The sequence below is a fragment of the Gordonia sputi NBRC 100414 genome, assembly GCF_000248055.1.
GTDB lineage: Bacteria > Actinomycetota > Actinomycetes > Mycobacteriales > Mycobacteriaceae > Gordonia > Gordonia sputi.
On the sequence record NZ_BAFC01000063.1, the window covers coordinates 1 to 16,784 of the forward strand.

General features: G+C 66.2%; 15 protein-coding genes and 1 pseudogene. 8 read left to right on the top strand and 8 right to left on the bottom strand.

Features of this window, described 5'->3' with window-relative positions; all coding sequences use genetic code 11:
• Positions 1-212: pseudogene (locus tag GOSPT_RS10770) on the top strand (rRNA methyltransferase); the annotation flags it as partial.
• Here the strand turns inward: GOSPT_RS10770 and glgA are convergent.
• Entirely contained in the window at positions 191-1,357 is a 1,167-nt protein-coding gene (gene glgA, locus GOSPT_RS10775; protein WP_197500830.1) for a glycogen synthase, read from the bottom strand. The pseudogene GOSPT_RS10770 and the gene glgA sit on opposite strands and share 22 nt — an antisense overlap.
• Before the next feature lie 113 nt (positions 1,358-1,470).
• On the opposite strand from glgA, the gene glgC reads away from it, so the two are divergent.
• Positions 1,471-2,685: a glucose-1-phosphate adenylyltransferase gene (gene glgC, locus GOSPT_RS10780; protein ID WP_039855631.1), complete on the top strand. Its 1,215-nt coding sequence runs from the start codon at positions 1,471-1,473 to the stop codon at positions 2,683-2,685.
• Between the two features lie 24 nt (positions 2,686-2,709).
• Here the strand turns inward: glgC and GOSPT_RS10785 are convergent, their stop codons facing one another.
• Genes GOSPT_RS10785 through cofD form a run of 3 tightly spaced genes read right to left on the bottom strand, consistent with a single transcriptional unit; the run spans position 2,710 to position 5,707 of the window.
• The gene (locus GOSPT_RS10785) at positions 2,710-3,288 is read right to left on the bottom strand and encodes an NUDIX hydrolase (RefSeq protein WP_005205977.1); all 579 of its coding nucleotides are present in this window, start codon (positions 3,286-3,288) and stop codon (positions 2,710-2,712) included.
• Positions 3,285-4,664, bottom strand: a complete 1,380-nt coding sequence (locus GOSPT_RS10790; protein ID WP_005205979.1) for a coenzyme F420-0:L-glutamate ligase — start codon at positions 4,662-4,664, stop codon at positions 3,285-3,287. Before GOSPT_RS10790 ends, GOSPT_RS10785 begins: the two co-directional genes overlap by 4 nt.
• Positions 4,661-5,707 (bottom strand): 2-phospho-L-lactate transferase, encoded by a 1,047-nt coding sequence (gene cofD, locus GOSPT_RS10795; RefSeq protein ID WP_005205981.1) that lies wholly within the window; start codon positions 5,705-5,707, stop codon positions 4,661-4,663. The genes GOSPT_RS10790 and cofD overlap by 4 nt, the downstream gene beginning before the upstream one ends.
• A gap of 609 nt (positions 5,708-6,316) precedes the next feature.
• Here cofD and GOSPT_RS23875 point away from each other — a divergent pair.
• Positions 6,317-6,574 carry a WhiB family transcriptional regulator gene (locus GOSPT_RS23875; protein ID WP_168431294.1) on the top strand — a complete coding sequence of 86 codons (258 nt, stop codon included), beginning with the start codon at positions 6,317-6,319 and terminating at the stop codon, positions 6,572-6,574.
• A 3-nt stretch (positions 6,575-6,577) separates the two neighbouring features.
• On the opposite strand, the gene GOSPT_RS10805 is transcribed toward GOSPT_RS23875, so the two are convergent.
• The gene (locus GOSPT_RS10805) at positions 6,578-7,054 is read right to left on the bottom strand and encodes a metallopeptidase family protein (protein ID WP_051993847.1); all 477 of its coding nucleotides are present in this window, start codon (positions 7,052-7,054) and stop codon (positions 6,578-6,580) included.
• A gap of 215 nt (positions 7,055-7,269) precedes the next feature.
• On the opposite strand from GOSPT_RS10805, the gene GOSPT_RS10810 reads away from it, so the two are divergent.
• The 3 genes from GOSPT_RS10810 to manA all read left to right on the top strand — a co-directional run bounded on the left by GOSPT_RS10810 (position 7,270) and on the right by manA (position 10,235).
• A complete protein-coding gene (locus GOSPT_RS10810; protein ID WP_082933652.1) occupies positions 7,270-7,773 on the top strand; it encodes a DUF3499 domain-containing protein in 504 nt (167 codons plus the stop codon).
• A gap of 75 nt (positions 7,774-7,848) precedes the next feature.
• Positions 7,849-8,970, top strand: coding sequence for a hypothetical protein (locus GOSPT_RS10815; protein WP_005205989.1), 1,122 nt, complete (start codon positions 7,849-7,851; stop codon positions 8,968-8,970).
• The gene (manA, locus tag GOSPT_RS10820) at positions 8,970-10,235 is read left to right on the top strand and encodes a mannose-6-phosphate isomerase, class I (RefSeq protein WP_005205991.1); all 1,266 of its coding nucleotides are present in this window, start codon (positions 8,970-8,972) and stop codon (positions 10,233-10,235) included. Before GOSPT_RS10815 ends, manA begins: the two co-directional genes overlap by 1 nt.
• Positions 10,236-10,275: 40 nt before the next feature.
• Here manA and eccE read toward each other — a convergent pair whose 3' ends face one another.
• Positions 10,276-12,027: a type VII secretion protein EccE gene (gene eccE / locus GOSPT_RS10825; RefSeq protein ID WP_005205994.1), complete on the bottom strand. Its 1,752-nt coding sequence runs from the start codon at positions 12,025-12,027 to the stop codon at positions 10,276-10,278.
• A gap of 289 nt (positions 12,028-12,316) precedes the next feature.
• Here eccE and eccB point away from each other — a divergent pair, with 289 nt between their 5' ends.
• Positions 12,317-13,846: a type VII secretion protein EccB gene (gene eccB, locus GOSPT_RS10830; protein ID WP_005205996.1), complete on the top strand. Its 1,530-nt coding sequence runs from the start codon at positions 12,317-12,319 to the stop codon at positions 13,844-13,846.
• 34 nt (positions 13,847-13,880) lie between these two features.
• Here eccB and hpxO read toward each other — a convergent pair whose 3' ends face one another.
• Positions 13,881-15,038 (bottom strand): FAD-dependent urate hydroxylase HpxO, encoded by a 1,158-nt coding sequence (gene hpxO / locus GOSPT_RS10835; RefSeq protein WP_005205997.1) that lies wholly within the window; start codon positions 15,036-15,038, stop codon positions 13,881-13,883.
• Positions 15,039-15,124: 86 nt separating this feature from the next.
• Complete coding sequence (locus GOSPT_RS10840) at positions 15,125-15,754, bottom strand: TetR/AcrR family transcriptional regulator (RefSeq protein WP_005206000.1); 630 nt, start codon at positions 15,752-15,754, stop codon at positions 15,125-15,127.
• A gap of 114 nt (positions 15,755-15,868) precedes the next feature.
• Between GOSPT_RS10840 and GOSPT_RS10845 the strand changes: the two genes are divergently transcribed.
• Positions 15,869-16,462 carry an NADPH-dependent FMN reductase gene (locus tag GOSPT_RS10845; RefSeq protein WP_005206001.1) on the top strand — a complete coding sequence of 198 codons (594 nt, stop codon included), beginning with the start codon at positions 15,869-15,871 and terminating at the stop codon, positions 16,460-16,462.
• Positions 16,463-16,784 lie beyond the last annotated feature (322 nt).

Sequence of the window (16,784 nt, forward strand, 5' to 3'; positions counted from 1 at the left end):
GTTTCGATATCGTCGAGCACACGGTGGTCCGTGACCGCCGTGACGTGTCGGCGTCGACGATCGCCGACCTCGTGGCCATGGGGCCGACGGCCTTCCATCGCGATCGTGACGAGATCGAGCGTGCCGCACACGCATTCGCGCCGGGATCGTCGACGACGCCGGTCACCGTCGCCGTGACGGTCACGGTGTGTCAGGCCAGCGTCGACCGGTAGACGTCGAGTGTCTGTTCGGCGATGGAGTCCCACGAGAACTCGGATTCGGCGCGCTCGCTTCCTGCGATACCCATCGCGGTGGCCGCTGTCGGATCGCCCACGACGTCGTTGACTGCCTCGGCGATTCCGCGTTCGAAGCCGACCGCATCGGTGGGATCGTAGGGAACGAGTCGTCCGGTGACGTTGTCGCGCACCACTTCCGGGATACCGCCGACGGCCGACGCGACTACAGCCGTTTGGCACGCCATCGCCTCGAGGTTGACGATTCCGAGTGGCTCGTACACCGAGGGGCACACGAAAACATCTGCCGCGGTGAGGATCTCGCGGATTCGAGGTAGCGGGAGCATCTCTCGCACCCAATACACTCCGTCGCGCGCGGCAGCGAGCTCGGCCACGGCGGCCTCGGTCTGCGCTGCGATCTCGGGGGTGTCGGGGGCGCCTGCACACAAGACGAGCTGGATCGCCGGATCGAAATGATGTGCGGCGGCGATGAGATGTCCGACGCCCTTCTGGCGCGTGATGCGTCCGACGAACGCGACGACGGGACGCTTCGGGTCGACTCCCAGCCGCACGAGCGTCGACTCCTGGTTGTACGGCTCGTCGACCGGGTACCACAGCGTCGTGTCGATTCCGTTGCGCACGACGTGAACTCGCTCAGGGTCCAACCGCGGGTAGGCGTTCACCACGTCGGCGCGCATGCCCGAACTCACCGCGATGACGGCATCGGCGTACTCGACGGCGTTGCGTTCCGACCAACTCGACACCTGATAGCCGCCGCCGAGTTGCTCGGCCTTCCAGGGCCGCAGTGGTTCGAGGGAGTGGGCGGTCAGGATGTGTGGAATGCCGTACAGGCGAGCGGCGAGATGCCCGGCGGTACCGGTGTACCAGGTGTGCGAGTGCGCGATGTCGGCGCCTGCCGCTCCCTGCGTCATCCGAAGATCCGTCGAGAGCATCGACAGCGCCGGATTGGCGTCGGCCAGTGCGGGGTCGGGGGAGTAGACGAAGGCGTCGTCCCGGGGGACGCCCATGCAGTGCACGTCCACGGTGACGAGACTTCGAAGATGCCGGACCAGTTCGGTGACATGAACTCCCGCACCGCCGTAGACCTCGGGTGGATACTCCCGCGTCATCATCGCCACCCTCATGGGTCCTGACGCTAGTGCCATGCGTCGGAGTTCGCCATTCACGCATGGAATCGCTCGAGAACGGACCCGCGATTCGTATGGCCCCACTGATGGTTGGCGGTTACGTTGGGAGTGTGAGATCGCAGCCGCACGTTCTCGGAATCGTCCTCGCCGGTGGCGAGGGAAAACGCCTGTACCCGTTAACCAAGGACCGCGCCAAACCCGCCGTTCCGTTCGGCGGTGCGTACCGGCTGATCGACTTCGTGCTCTCGAATCTGGTCAACGCGGGGTACGAGCGAATCTGTGTGCTGACACAGTACAAGTCGCACTCGCTCGACCGTCACATCTCGCAAACCTGGTGGACATCAGGATTTCATGGCGAGTACATCACGCCCGTCCCGGCGCAGCAGCGTCTCGGTCCGAGGTGGTACACGGGCAGTGCCGACGCGATCTATCAGTCGCTGAACCTGATCTTCGACGAGCAGCCGGAGTACATCGTCGTGTTCGGTGCCGATCACGTGTACCGGATGGATCCATCGCAGATGGTCGAGGCGCACATCGCGTCCGGTGCCGAGGTGACCGTGGCAGGCATTCGGGTGCCGCGCGTCGAGGCGTCGGCCTTCGGTGTCATCGACTCCGATGACTCGGGCAAGATCACGCGTTTCCTGGAGAAGCCGAGCGATCCGCCTGGGACGCCTGACGATCCGGACGTCACCTTTGCGTCGATGGGCAACTACGTGTTCACGACGGATGCTCTTGTCGAGGCGATCATCAAGGACGCGGCCGATGCCGACTCCGATCACGACATGGGTGGCGACATCATCCCGAGCTTCGTCGACCGCAAGGCCGCCTACGTCTACGACTTCAAGGACAACGAGGTTCCCGGGGCAACCGAACGCGACAAGGGCTACTGGCGTGACGTCGGAACGCTCGACGCATTCTACGACGCCCACATGGATCTCGTGTCGGTGCACCCGGTCTTCAATCTCTACAACCAGAACTGGCCGATACGTGCCGAGTCGTTGAACGTTCCGCCTGCCAAGTTCGTGCAGGGTGGCTCTGCGCAGGATTCCGTCGTCGGCGGCGGCAGCATCATCTCGGGTGGAACGGTGTCGCAGTCGGTCATCTCTGCGAACGTGCATGTCGAAGACGGCGCGATCGTCGAGGGCAGTGTGTTGATGCCCGGCGTGCGGATCGGCAAGGGCGCCGTTGTGCGGCATGCGATTCTCGACAAGAACGTCGTCGTCTCCGACGGCGGGCAGGTCGGCGTCGACCTCGCTGCCGACCGCGACCGCTTCGCCGTCAGCAACGGCGAGGTGGTCACCGTCGGCAAGGGCATCCGCATCTGAGCTCACGCTCGCGGCAGGGTGCTCTCAACCCTGCTGTCGGGCCGCGAGCTGCGCCAGGGCGGCGGCGACGAGGGATTCGATCTCGGTGCCGTCGTCATGGGGCAGCGCGTCCACGGGCCACCAGCGCAGGTCGTCCGACTCCGAGCTGATGTCGAAGTGCGGCAGCTTGCCATCCGGTTGCGGCGGCGCGACCGCGGCGAAGCGGACGTCGAGGTGTCGGGTCGGCACGCCGAGCGAGCAGGTGATGGGGTGGGTGTGCAGTTGCGCCAATGCGCCGAGCGTGAGGTCGTCGATCCCCGACTCCTCGCGCGCTTCGCGCAGTGCGGCGTCGGCGATCGAGTCGTCGGATTCCTCGCAGTGCCCACCGAGCTGAATCCATTTGCCCACACGCGGATGCAGTGTCAGCAGGACGTGGGTGTGCGTGGCGTCGAACACGATCGTCGACGCGGTGAGATGTCCGGGCACGCTGCGGCGTAGACATGCATTCGGCTGCGCGTCGAGAAATGCGAGATAGGCGTGGCGCAGCGAATCCTGTTCGGGCGCCTGGGTATTCCATGACCGAAGAAGTTCGACGGCCGATGAGTGCAGGGAATCAGTGCTCATCTCTCGATCACCCACTCGTCGGTCGGAGCCGGCGCGCGTAGCTGCTGTGGCTTGGCGGGGTGCCCGATGGCTATGGCGCCCAAGGGTTCCCATGACGGGTCGACGTCGAGCTCGCGACGCACGACCTCCGGCGCGAAGATCGTCGACCCGACCCAGCAACTGCCGAGTCCGCGGGCAGACAGCGCGACGAGCAGGCTCGCGACCGCGCCGCCCGCGGCGACGGTGAACATCGTGTGCTCCGCGGCGTTGCGACGTGAGTCGGGGTAGGTGTGCGCGCCGTCGCCGGTGAGCATCGGGATCACCAGTTCCGGTGCGTCGTAGAGTATCTGGCCGCGCCGCACGCGCTTGGCGATCGACTCCGGTGACTTGTCGTCCGACGAGAGGTCGGCCCGCCACGCGTCACCCATCGCATCGAGGAGGCGGACACGACGCTCGCGTGAACGTACCCAGACGAAGCGGAACGGATGCGTGTGGTGGGGCGCAGGCGCGGTCAACGCGTCGGCGAAAGCGGCTCGGAGATCTTCGGGCGCAACAGGTTCTTCTGAGAAGGACCGGATCGATCGCCGGGTACGGATCGCCTCAATCCTGCCCTGGTCGATCGCCTCGGCGGTCCCGAGGCGGAACAGGTCCTCGTCGGCCGGTCGGACGAGCTGTGCCGCCGACGAGCCGTCGTCGTGCACGCGAAGCCCCCGCACCACCGCGACCGGTACGCCGTCGAGCTTTCCCTTCACCAGGTCTGCGGCAGAGGCGATCTCGTCGGCAACGGCGATGTCGGTGACGATCAACGGGTTGCCGTACGAATCCTCGCCGCCCTCGTAGGGGTGGCTCACGGCGATTCCCGACGCGCCGATGGCGACGTCGGTCTGACCGGTACGCCACGCGCGGCCCATCGTGTCGGTGACGATGACCGCGACGTGGTGACCCGTGCGCTCGGCGATGGCCTCACGCAACAGCCGCGCGCTGCCGTCGGGGTCGTCGGGGAGTAGCGCGATCTGGTCGGTGGGCACGTTGGAACCGTCGACGCCCGCGGCCGCCTGCACGAGGCCGAGTTTGTTCTCTGTGATGAGCGTGCGGTTCTTGCGCGCGAGGACGCGCACCGACTCGGCTTCGATGAGCTTGCGCCGCAGGGCATCACGCTCGTCGGGGTCGGTGGGTGCCGGAATCATCCGGCCCTCGGTCTTGGAGAAGACCTTGCTGGTGACGACGACGACGTCGTCGTTGCGCAACCACGGGGCGCGGCGTGTGATCTCCGCGGCGAGGTCGGTGGTGGCGTCGAACTCGGGCAGACCGGTGACGGGGATGATCTCCAGAGCCGCGGGGGCGCGGTGGTCGCGGAGGATCCCGACTCGCGATGCTGCGCCGGCGTCGGCCGTCATCGGGCGTCTCCGGCGGCGTCGGGGCGGGCGGGGTGTAGAATGTCGACGCCGACGAGGGCGCACGCGTCACGGACCATCACGGCTGTCGTCTGTGGATCGCTCATCAGCAGTGGTGCCGTTCCGATGGCGATGCCGTCGACGTGTGCGGTGTCGCCCTCGGCGATGAGCCATCCGTCGAGGATTCCGTTGCCACTGCGTGCCCCGTAGTGTGCGGCGATCGCCTCTGCGGACGACTCGACGCCGATGACCGACAGGCACTCGTCGGCCATTCCCCGCAGCGGTCGATTGTCGATGACCGGGGAGATGCCGACCACGGGTGCCGACGTGGTGCGCAACGCGCTCCGGATGCCGGGGACGCTGACGATCGCGCCGATGCTGACGACGGGATTGCTCGGTGCGAGCAGGATGATGTCGGCGTCTGCGATCGCTTCGGCCACCCCCGGTGCTGGCGCGGTGTCGTCGGACCCGACCTGTGCGAACCCGAACGTCGGGATCTGCGCACGATGGCGAACCCACCACTCCTGGAAGTGGATCGCGACGCGCTCGCCTTCGCGCCCATCGGGTTTGGAGACGACGACGTGTGTCTCGTGACGTTCGTCGGTGGCGGGAAGAAGTCGCACGCCGGGCTGCCAACGACGACACAGCGCGGCGGTGACATCGGAGAGCCGGTATCCGGCGTCGAGCATCTGCGTACGGATCAGATGTGTCGCCAGGTCGCGGTCGCCGAGTCCGAACCAGTCGGGATCGGCTCCGTAGGCGGCCAGTTCCTCCTTGGCGTGCCACGACTCGTCGGCTCGGCCCCAACTGCGCTCCGGGTCGATTCCGCCGCCGAGCGTGTACATACAGGTGTCGAGATCGGGACAGATGCGCACGCCGTGCATCCATGCGTCGTCACCGACGTTGACCACCGCGGTGATCTCGTTTCCGCTGCTCGACGCCGCGTCGCCCGCGGCGTCGGGAAACGGCGTCGGACCGAGCAGTTCGCGAACTCCGGACAAAAATCGTGCGCCGCCGACACCGCCGACGAGTACCGTCACCTTCACAACGACCCACTCTAGTGAGTCCGGATCGAATCGATATCATGGACCACGACGCTGCGCCCGCCATTCGCGTCCGATGTGACATTGATGTGTCCCCGCAACACAACTCGTGTCTTACGGGGAGTTTTTGTCAGTCGATGGTATTAAGGAATATTTCGATTCAACTTGACCGGACACGTCTCTGGCGTGTCTAATCACATCAGTGTCATTTCTGGTTCGAGATCGAGAATCGGTGCATCGCAACGAAGTTCGATCACGTGTTCGAATACAGAAAGGTTGATCCGACACCGTGGTGGTGCCAGGTCGCGCCGGACACTTGGTGAAGATCGAGAATGTACGGGTATGAGTGGTGGTGTGGCACCGATGCCGCGCCGCCGTGACGACAGAGAACAACGACTTCCCAGGCAGGAGGCGCCGACGATGGCATTCGACAACGCGATCGGCAATCCCCTTGAACCACACGGACATTCAGAGATCGCGTCCCCGTTGAGTGGGGATGCGAATTACACAACCCTTGGGCCCGTTGATGATTCATTCATCGGGACACCTGAGATCGGGACACCTGAGGTGTCACCCGGCGCTGACGAGAACTCGCAGCGGCGCCATCTTTCCTTGGTGCCCAACGACTTCGAGGCACTGTTCGACGAGATCGAAGACCAGTGGCAAGATCGCGCGCTGTGCGCGCAGACCGATCCGGAGGCCTTCTTCCCGGAAAAGGGTGGCTCCACCCGCGAGGCGAAGCGCATCTGCCAGGGCTGCGAGGTGAAGGCCGAGTGCCTCGAGTACGCCTTGCACAATGACGAGCGTTTCGGAATCTGGGGCGGACTCTCCGAGCGTGAGCGCCGACGCCTCAAGCGCGGCATCATCTGACGGTTACTCGGGTCCCCGGTCGATGATGTCCTCGTCGAGTCCGAGGTGTGTCGCGACCTGCTGTACCAAGACCTCGTGAACGAGGTCGAGTAGGTCCTCGCCCTTCTTCGCCCTGCTCTCCAGTGGCCGGCGGAAGAGGATGATCTGCGCCCTGGTCGGCGCTCCGTGTACATCGACCCCTGCGGGCATCAACCGCGCAAGCGGAACGGCGCCGTCGGCTGTCACCTCGTCGGGCCACTGCACGGTTTCCGGGTCACGCGGGAGAAGACGCGGAATCTCGTCGACAGCGATGTCGAGTCCCGAGAGTTGATCGTGCCAACGTGCATCTATCTCCGCGAACGCCTCGAGGACGACCGTGTCGAATTCGTCCGACTTGCTGCGCCACGCCGGCACTCGCTGCGGCAGCAGCGGTGAGCGCAGACCCCGGCCTCGTCGGTCGCGACGTGCTCGACGCGCCGCGCGGACGGCCGAGAGCCGCATATCGGACACCCGGTTCTCCGAGGAGCGCACCGGCGAAGCCTGGCTTCGATCGCGCGTGGCGCGCCGCCGTTCGATACGCATGCCGAGATTGTAAGTCTCCACCGTCCGCTGTCGCGTCGGAGATGGGTGCCGCGTGTCGGGCCCGGGCCGCGTGTCCGACCCCGCGCCGCGTGTCGCCTCACCGTTCGCCGGGGCGTGGGACTAACCTTTCTGCTGTGAAGCTTCCCCGACAATGCTGCCGCCCGGCTTGCTCCCGGTCGGCGGTGGCGACCCTGACCTTTGTGTACGCCGAGTCGACGGCGGTCATCGGTCCTCTCGCCACGTCGGATGAGCCGCACTCATGGGATCTGTGTGACGAGCACGCGCGCCGCATCACGGTGCCGCGCGGGTGGGAGATGCTGCGCAGTGAGCGGGGATTCTCGGCGCCGGTCGCCGAAGACTACGAACTGACCGCCCTCGCCGAGGCCGTGCGTGAGATCGGTGGGCGTGAGGTCGGTGCACGCGGAATCGCAGGTGCTGTGGGACGCGCGCCCGGTTTCGACCAGGAGGCGTTCGACGACGTTCACGCGGGCCGTCATCGTGCGGGTACGTCGACGACCGATGTGCGTTCGGGTCCCGATGTGCGTTCTGGGGCCGACGCTGCTCGCCGAAGCGGCGCGGTGAAGCCGCGCCCCGGCAGGCGTGGGCATCTTCGTGTGTTGCCCGACCCGGTCGACTGACACGCCCGCGAGATCTGGTGGATCAGAATATGGCTGTGTGTGGGCAGCGACGCCATGCGTCGCTAGGCTGACCCTATGCGTACAGATACCGCCGACCTCGATGATGTCGACGATCTGATTGCAGGCGACTCCGAGGGTCTGCTGCAGGCGGCGGCGTTGACGGGTGCGCAGGTGCGTGCCGTTGCCGAGGCCATGCGTGAGGGCGTCCTCGAACCGTTGGCGGCGCTGCGGCCCCGAAGTGTTGTCATCGTGCACGGCGTGTCGAGCGTCGCCCGCGACGCCGTAGCGCTCGTCGTGGCCTGCGTCGCCACCCGCGTCGATGTGCCGATCGTCTCCGCGCCCGCCCTGCCGGGCTGGGTGGGTCCACTCGATGTGGTTGTCGTCGCGGGCGACGACGCGGCCGACATGGCACTCGCGGATGCCGCGGCACGGGCGCGGCGTCGACGCGCAGAGGTCGTCGTCGCAGCGCCCATCGAGGGGCCGCTGCGAGATGCTCTGGGCGGCAGTGGAATTGACCTCTCGCCTCGTCTTCGCGTCGATCCACGTTTCCGATTCGCGGCGTACGTCGCGGCGCTGTTGGCGGTATTTGCATCGCTCTCCGATGTGCGGTTCACCGGTCCGGTGCCGCTCGTGGGCGACATTGCCGACGCACTCGACGACGAGGCCGCGACAGATCATCCCGCCCGCGAGACGTTTCACAACCGCGCCAAACTGCTGGCAGCTCGACTGTCAGATCGTCGAGTCGTGTGGACGGGCGACAGTCCGGCTGCGTCGGTGGTCGCCGCACGGAACGCCAACTCACTTCTCGCGTTGTCTGGAAAGGTCTGCGCCACAGCCGATATCGATGCCGTCGCGAGTATTTCGCTGCAGTCGTGGAGTGCTTCGGGCGCGTCCGCCGTCGACTCGATCTTCCACGACCCCCAGATCGACGGTCCATTGGCAGCCGAACCTCCGCGCGTGCTCGCGGTCACGACGGCGTCGAGGCAGTGGTTTGCCGATCGCAGGGTCGTCGGTATTCCGGATGCGGAAGCGGTGTTCGGCGAGGTCGACGACGCCGATCCCGCGGCGCACCCGGCTGGGCCCGTCGGGCCGGAGGACCTCGCAGACGGGCCCGCCGACCTCGTCGGCTATGTGCTTCTCGCGTTACGCGTCGACATCGCCGCGGTGTATCTGCGCCTGACCGGAATCGGAGACTGATGAAACTGCTGGACGGAGTGGTCCGCCCGTACGCCTGGGGGTCACGAACGGCTATCGCGTCGCTGCGGCAGAAGCCGGTTCCCTCGCCGCACCCGGAGGCCGAACTCTGGTTCGGCGCACACACCGAGGGGCCTGCGACGGTCCTCGGCAGCGACGGCGAGCCGGAAGGCACGCTGCTCGACGTGATCGACGCCGATCCGCAGCAGGCACTCGGAGCTGCGACAACCGATCGGTTCGGCGATCGACTTCCCTTCTTGCTCAAGGTACTTGCCGCTGACGAACCGTTGTCGCTGCAGGCTCATCCCAGTGCGGAGCAGGCCCGTGAAGGGTTCGCGCGCGAAGAGGCCGCAGGGATTCCCATCGATGCGCCGACGCGCAACTACAAGGATGCCTCGCACAAGCCGGAGCTGATTGTCGCGATCTCCGAGTTCGACGCGTTGGCGGGTTTTCGTGACCCCGCGCAGACGATCGACTTGCTACGCGAACTGCAGGTCTCAGAACTCGACCCCTATCTCGGGATGCTGGCGGGCCAACCGGATGCCGAAGGGCTGCGCGCGGTGTTCACCACGTGGCTCACCTTGCCGGAATCGCGGTTGCGCACCCTCGTTCCCGCCGTCCTCACCGGAGCGGTCGACGCGCTGAACGCGGGATCGCGGTTCGGCCCGGAGCTGCGCACGGCGCTCGAGCTCGGCGAGATCTACCCCAACGACCCGGGGGTACTCGCGTCGTTGTTGCTCAACAGGATTCACCTGTCGCCAACCGAAGGGCTGTACCTGCCTGCCGGGGTACTCCACGCCTACCTGAGCGGCACCGGAGTCGAGATCATGGCCAACTCCGACAATGTGCTCCGCGGTGGCCTGACCCCCAAGCACATCGACGTGCCCGAGCTGTTGCGTGTTCTCGACTTCACCCCGGTCGATGCCGACAGTCTCAAGCCGCGCATCCGCACGGTCGGCACCGAACGGATCTACCTGACGCCTGCGCCCGAATTCCGGCTCTCGCGTGTCGAGTTGGAGGGCACGGGTCTGCACCAGCCGTCGTCGATCTGCTTCGACATGCCCGGTCCGCAGATCCTTGCCGCGCTCGGTGGAACCATCGAGGCGCGGCTACCGGGCGATACGCCGCTGTCGGTCTCGTCTGGTTACGCGGCGTGGATTCCCGATGGTGACCCGGATGTCGTCGTGCGTGCGTCGTCGAGTCGGGCACTGTTCTTTCGCGCACGAGTTCCGGTCAACGATCCCGCAGAGTCGGCGTCAGATAAATAGCGCGTCAGAGAAATAGATCTGTCTCACACACGAGCTGTCGTCAGACGAGTAGTCCAGATCGGTCGGGACGCCCGGGGTAGGGCATCGGCTGCCCTGCCGACTGGTCGCTGAACCGCGACTCCTCCGGAGTCGCGACCATCGTGACCCGGATGCGGGCATCAGCCGTTCGCAGCGTCACGTCGTGCGGCCGTGTGGGATCTTGTCTCACTTCGACAGCAGTCACTTCCATTGCAGTGGTGGAGGATTCGTCGTCTGTCGCCTGATTGTTGGTGACGACGATTCGTGTCGCACGTGCTGAGACGGGGCGCGGTGCGACACCGTCGAAGAGGTGAATCCGCCGGCCGCCGTCGAGGTCGCCGTGGGGATCGGCGAACTTCAGTACGTGATGATCGCCGACGCGCGACACGAGGTGTTGCCACCCACCCGGACGCGAGGTGTGCACCGTGACTGCGCCGCCGGTCGCGATGATCCGCAGCACGATCTGTACGGCAAGGCGCGCATCACCGATCAGGGCGACCTCTGATATGCCGGGGCCGAACAGTCGCGAGGTGACCGCACGACCGGTGTGATCGGCGCCGATCAACTGACCGCAGCCGCTGACCTGTATCCGGAGAGTGTCGAGCAATGTGTTGGCCTGTGCGCCCGACGTCGCGTGCAGTCCGCGGTGCACTCGATGCGTGGCGGCATAGGGGAGTGACGCCGCGAGGGCGTCGAACTGCCGACCATCGAGCGGTGTGGTACCCGTTGGCCAGGTGTCGACGACGCGTCCGGCGTCCGGGGCGTCGTCGACGCGCATCAGCGCGCGCACCCGGAGCTTGCCGTCCCGTCCGTGGGACAGGGTGAGGGTGAGCGTTGTCGCGAGCGCCCCGGGGCAGGCGGTGCCGAACAGTCGCGGTAGGTCGCGGGGATCGATCGCCGCGGTGCGGAAACGGACTCGTCCCGCTGTGACCTGCGACCACTCTTCGGTCATCGAGTCCGGATCCGAGCCATGAGTCAATTGCTCTGTGAGCGCACGCATCTCGGTGGCGTTGAGCGGAGTGGCGACGAGCCCGCATTCGCGGAGTCGGCGCGCAACCCGTCGCGTGGTGATGGTCGCGGTGCGCAGGGCCCCGGTCGCGCCTCCGCCGCGGCGGGCAACCGCGTTCGGGCATTGCGTCGGATCGAGTCGTAGGACGACGAAGGTGCTGCGGTGCGTCGTCGCGGGAAGTGGGCCGAGGGTGCGTTCGTAGATCGCGGCCGCCTGTCCGACGCCGCCGACCCGTACGCCGTGGCTGATCACGTCGATCGACGAGAGCGGAATGTCGAAGGGGTCGATGCACCCGGCGAGGGTTGCCAGCGGTAGTCCCGGTTCGGTCGTCTCGCATCCGAATGGGGAGAGGAACGTCGGGGTGCAGCGTGCGGGGGAGATCCTCAGGACGGTGATCATCGTGCCGCCTGCCCAGCGGACACCGATGGGGCCATCCTCTGCGCGCACATTCAGAGAGGAGGCGCGCGGCCTGCGACCTGATGTGGGTACGTCGAATGGTGCGGGTGCGAGCTCGGCGAGACGACGCCGTGCCCGGGACCAGTAGAAGCCGAGTCGACGGATCATGTTGTCCGCCAGAGAATGTCGACCGGCGATCGGTACGAGTGTCACCGCCATGAGCGCCGCCGCGCCGAGTGCGACGACCCCCGCTCGGCCGCCCGCAGCCCACCAGCCGATGAACCCGGCGGCCAACAGCGCCTCGATCCCGACCAGCGTCGCGAATCCTGGTAGCCGTGAGCGCGTGGACGGCCCCGTGTCGAACGCCATGTGGTTGCTCCCTCTCCCCGAACCTGTACCAGCCCGTGTGCCGGCCGCCCCGCACACGTATCACCCAGTAGTAGAGCGTTTTCCGAGCCCGCGCGCGTCGAATCGGATGTTGTCCACAGCCGAAGACGTGATGCCGGATTGCCGGTTTTGTGCGTGTCTGGTTCGGGTAGGCTACTACCGCGCCGGTCAGCCGTCGTGATGTTGCGCAGGCCAGGTGTCACGCGAGAAGTGCCCTGACACAGGCGGTGCCACGAAAGCGCGTGGGGAACGATGTTGGGGGAGGGGGAGTATGGCGCGTCAACTGACGACCCGAGCGCAGGTCAACGGCTACAGATTTCTGCTGCGGCGCCTCGATCACGCGCTGATTCGTCGAGACGTGCGGATGTTGCATGACCCGATGCGCTCACAGGGACGTGCCTTGGCGGTCGGGGCGGTGCTCGGCGTACTCGTGCTCGCAGGTTTCGCGGTGTGGGGCCTTGTCAGTCCGCAAGGCTCCGTGGGCAAGTCGACCATCGTCGCGGCGAAGACCGGTGGCACCTACGTCGTCATCGACGGCACCATGCACCCCGTGCTCAACCTGGCGTCGGCACGACTCATCACGGGTAGCGACGAGAAGCCTGCGTCGGCGTCGGAGAAGAAGCTTGCCCGATACCCGCGCGGCCCTCTCCTCGGTATCCCCGGTGCGCCGTCGGCGCTGCCGGTCTCGAGTGCTTCCGCGTGGACGGTGTGCGATAGTTCCGATGCGAGTGCGGCCGATGGTGCGTCGGGGGTCGGTGCGGGTTCGGTCGGCGCGCGCACCGGAGCGCTGACGGTCGTCGCAGGCGAACCGGAACTCGGGGCAGACATCCGTGCCGCGAACGCCGACGATGCCCTGTACGTGACCGATGGTGCCGGGGTGTTCCTGATCTACCAGCTCGACCGCGACGGACACCCGACACCTGTTCGCGCGCAGGTGGATACGACCAGCGTTCCGGTCCTGCGGGCGCTGGGACTGGAGGGTCGGACGCCGCGGCCGATCAGTCGCGGGTTGCTCAACACTTTTCCCGAGGTCGACCCGTTGACGTTGCCGGACATCGCGGGTGAGGGTGGCGTGAGTTCACTGGCGGGCGGTTCACCGGCCGGCGCACGTGTCGGTTCGGTCATCAAGACGACTGCGGCCAATGGCGTCGCAGGCTATTACGTGCTGCTGCGCAGCGGTGTTCAGCCCATCAGCGCGGCCACGGCCGAGATTCTGCGTCTCGCGGAGCGTGACGACGCCGCGCCGGTGGCGACCGTCGCGCCAGGCGTTGTCGCCGCTAGTCCGATGCGTGACGATCTGCCCATTGCCGACTTCCCCACGACGACACCGCATCTCGTCACAGCCGGCGAGGGTACGGTGTGCCGGGCGTGGGCGCGCGGCGCCGATGCGGCTCGGACAACGCTGCTCGTCGGCGATACCCTGCCGCTGCCCGGCGGTGCGAGACCGGTCCGTGTCGCGAGTGCCGACGGATCGGGCCCCGGCGTCGACCAGGTGTACGTGCGACCAGGCTCGGGCGCCTATGTCCAGGTGACCGGAAACGAATCAGATAGTGCACGTGCGGAATCGAGGTTCTACGTCGCCGATACCGGTGTGCGGTACGGCGTGCCGGACGCGAAGACTGGGTCGGTCCTGCGACTCGGCGCATCGCCGACCCCCGCTCCGTGGGATGTGATCTCGCTGCTCGTCGCGGGGCCCACGCTCTCGCGCGAGAACGCGCTCGTTGCGCACGACGGCTTGGGCGCCGATCCGGCAGGTATCGCTGTCAACCCGCCGGAGAGCGCGCAGCAGACCGGCGGTTAAGGGTGCGCAGCGGTTACCCGCTACCGCCGGCTGCTCAGGTGACCGGACCGCCGACGATGTTGCCGACGATGCCCCGAATGATGTTGGTGCCGTCCTCTTCTCGGAGTTCGGAGTACCACTGCGCCGTCTTCTCGGGGTCTTTCGCATGTGTCACGTCGCAGCGCTTGCGTGCACGGAGGACGAGGTCCCCCGCGCGCTCGGCGCGCGCGGCCTGGTAGTCGGCGAGCGCGGCGTACACGTCGTCGGGGTGATCGCGGAAGGCGAACTGCAGTGCCACAGCGTCTTCCATCGCCGAACAGCCGCCCTGCCCGATGTCGGGAGTGGTGTTGTGCGCGGCGTCGCCGAGTACCGCCACGCGGCCCTTGACCCAGGTGTCGAACGGATCGAGGTCGAGGATCTCGACGCGGTTCGTCGTTGCGGGATCGAGCTTCTCGATGAGCGTCTGCACCCCGGGCGCCCAGCCATCGAACTCCTTGGTGAGTACCTCGCGGGCGGTTCCCCGCTCGAAGGGCTGTCCCTCGGGCATCGGGACGTCGAAGAAGAAGTAGAAGCGGTCGCCCGCCACCGGCATGACCGAAACCCGTTTGCCGTCACCGACATACGTCGTCCACTCGGTCGACGGGCCGATGGCCGGATCGGTGGCGACGAGGCCGTTGAAGTTGACGTAGCCCGCGTAGCGTCGGGTGACCGGGCCGCCCAGAACGTATTCGCGGGTCAGTGATTTCGCGCCGTCGGCGCCGATCACGATGTCGCCGCTGACGCTGGTGCCGTCGGCGAATTGCACTGTGGCAGCGTCGGGTCCGTCCTCGACGGAGACCATCTTCATACCGAAGTTGATGTCGTCGAATCCGTAGGCGTTCATGAGCATGAGCTGCAACTCGGCCCGCGCGATGGGGTAGGGGCGTTGGCCGACCTCGTCGATCAGCGGCTGCATGCTGAACCGGCACATGGTCTCGCCCGTGTGGCCGTCAACGTAGCTCATGGTGTCGACGATGCCTCCGAGCGCCGCGGTCTCTTCCTCGAGTCCGAGGTGATTGAGGCATTTGACGCCGTTGGACCACACCGAGATCGCGGCGCCGACCGGCTTGTTCTCGGTCACCTGCTCATAGACCGCGACGTCGAATCCGAGTTGTTTCAGGGCGATAGCCGCGCTCATGCCGCCCATGCCCGCACCGATGATGACTGCCTTCACGTTGTCTTCCCTTCCACCATGAACAGGCTAGGGCCGATCGTGGCGTCGCGCGCGGCGAGGTCGATTGTGTGCCAGGCGTGCGATCGTCAGTTGCGTGGCAAGCCGTCGACCATCGAGGTCACCATGGTGTGCCACTGCGTGATGATCGTTTCGAGGTCGAGACCGACGACCTCAGTGAGGTGCTTGACTGCCGTGGCGCCGAGCGGGGTCAGCAGGGCGATTGCCGTCACCTCGACCGGATCCGGGAAACCCAACTGCCGCAGCAGGATCTGGACATGAAGGCTCGACGCCCGGGTCACGGGATGACTCCAGAACTCGGTGCCGGGTAGGTCTGCCTCGAGCAGGATGTCGAGGTGAGCTGCGTTCATCTTCAACCGCGCGGTGCCGTAGGCGAGGAGTCGTTCGAGGGGGTCGGCGCCCGGTCCGAGTGGCGCGGGGCCCGAAAGATAGGACTGCTGTAGCTCCGATTCGGAGTGGTCGAGGAGGGCGAACATCAACCCGGTTCGGCTACCGAACCGTCGGAACACGGTGCCCTTACCGACGCCTGCCTCGCGCGCGACCGCATCCATGGTGACCGCGGCGGCGCCGTGATTGTCGATCAGGTTTTTCGCTGCGGCCAGCAGCAATCGCCGATTACGCGCCGCGTCAGCGCGTTCGACGCTGTCGGGTTGGGTCAACTGCAGTGACCGTGGTCCTCCCTCGACCTCTTTACGCATGTGATGAGCCTAACGGTTGACGCATCCGCGCTGCGGAGCGAATCTCGGTGGAACAAATCGGACCGCGGTCCGGTTTTACCCAGCAAGTATAGCGCCATGAAAAGGAGAAGTCTCGTGCCAGATCACGACATCACAGCACAGAACGCCAACGTCACCGTCGCCGTGTTGGTTGGCAGCCTGAGGTCGGCATCGATCAACAAGCAGCTCGCCGAATCCGTGGTTCACAATGCCCCCGCCGGTATCGAATTCTCGGTGGTCGAGAACATCGGTCGTGTGCCGTTCTACAACGAAGACGTCGACTACGCGCCGGGTTCGACCGACGGCGTACTCGATCCCGAGGTCGTCGCGCTCCGGGATCGGGTCGCCGCGGCTGATGCCGTGTTGATCGTCACGCCCGAGTACAACGGCTCGGCCCCTGCGGTGTTGAAGAACGCCATCGACTGGTTGTCCCGCCCGTACGGAACCGGCGCGCTGACCGGCAAGCCGGTCGGTGTCATCGGGGTCGCGCTTGGCCGTTTCGGAGGGACGTGGTCGCGTGAGGACATCCGCAAGTCGGTGAAGATCGCGGGTGGGCAGGTCGTAGAGGAGGTGGAGTTCGGAGTGTCCGGAAGCCAGCTCGACGACTCGGGCCGACTTCCCGCCGAGGTCATCGACGGTGCCGTCGACGCCGTGCGCGTACTGGGATCCGAGGTCGCGGTATCGGTATGAGGTAGTGATCGGTGAGGGTCTGTTGCGGCCGCCTGTGTCGGAAGAATCACAAAAGTGTGAGTTCCGAGCCGGGTGGCCGTCGCGTTTCGCAAGGCGACACGCCGGAGTTCACGATCGCGTAGGCCCGCGACCTGCGACTTTCATCGGTGTCATTACAAGTTCTAGTGGTGCAACCAAATGTCAGACACAAGGTGTAGTGTTTGGAACACCAGCAAGGCCGACGACGAGGATCGCTTGTAACCCTCCGAGATGGCGGTGAGGTCGGTGACCCAGATCACTATCTTCACTCTGGAGAATCACCTGAGGCAGTACCACCTGAGGC

Coding starts and splice junctions, on each gene's coding strand:
- glgA (WP_197500830.1), bottom strand. CDS start 1,357: ATGAGGGTGGCGATGATGACGCGGGAGTATCCACCCGAGGTCTACGGC.
- GOSPT_RS10785 (WP_005205977.1), bottom strand. CDS start 3,288: ATGAGCACTGATTCCCTGCACTCATCGGCCGTCGAACTTCTTCGGTCA.
- GOSPT_RS10790 (WP_005205979.1), bottom strand. CDS start 4,664: ATGACGGCCGACGCCGGCGCAGCATCGCGAGTCGGGATCCTCCGCGAC.
- GOSPT_RS10805 (WP_051993847.1), bottom strand. CDS start 7,054: ATGCGGCTCTCGGCCGTCCGCGCGGCGCGTCGAGCACGTCGCGACCGA.
- GOSPT_RS10815 (WP_005205989.1), top strand. CDS start 7,849: ATGCGTACAGATACCGCCGACCTCGATGATGTCGACGATCTGATTGCA.
- manA (WP_005205991.1), top strand. CDS start 8,970: ATGAAACTGCTGGACGGAGTGGTCCGCCCGTACGCCTGGGGGTCACGA.
- eccE (WP_005205994.1), bottom strand. CDS start 12,027: ATGGCGTTCGACACGGGGCCGTCCACGCGCTCACGGCTACCAGGATTC.
- eccB (WP_005205996.1), top strand. CDS start 12,317: ATGGCGCGTCAACTGACGACCCGAGCGCAGGTCAACGGCTACAGATTT.
- GOSPT_RS10840 (WP_005206000.1), bottom strand. CDS start 15,754: ATGCGTAAAGAGGTCGAGGGAGGACCACGGTCACTGCAGTTGACCCAA.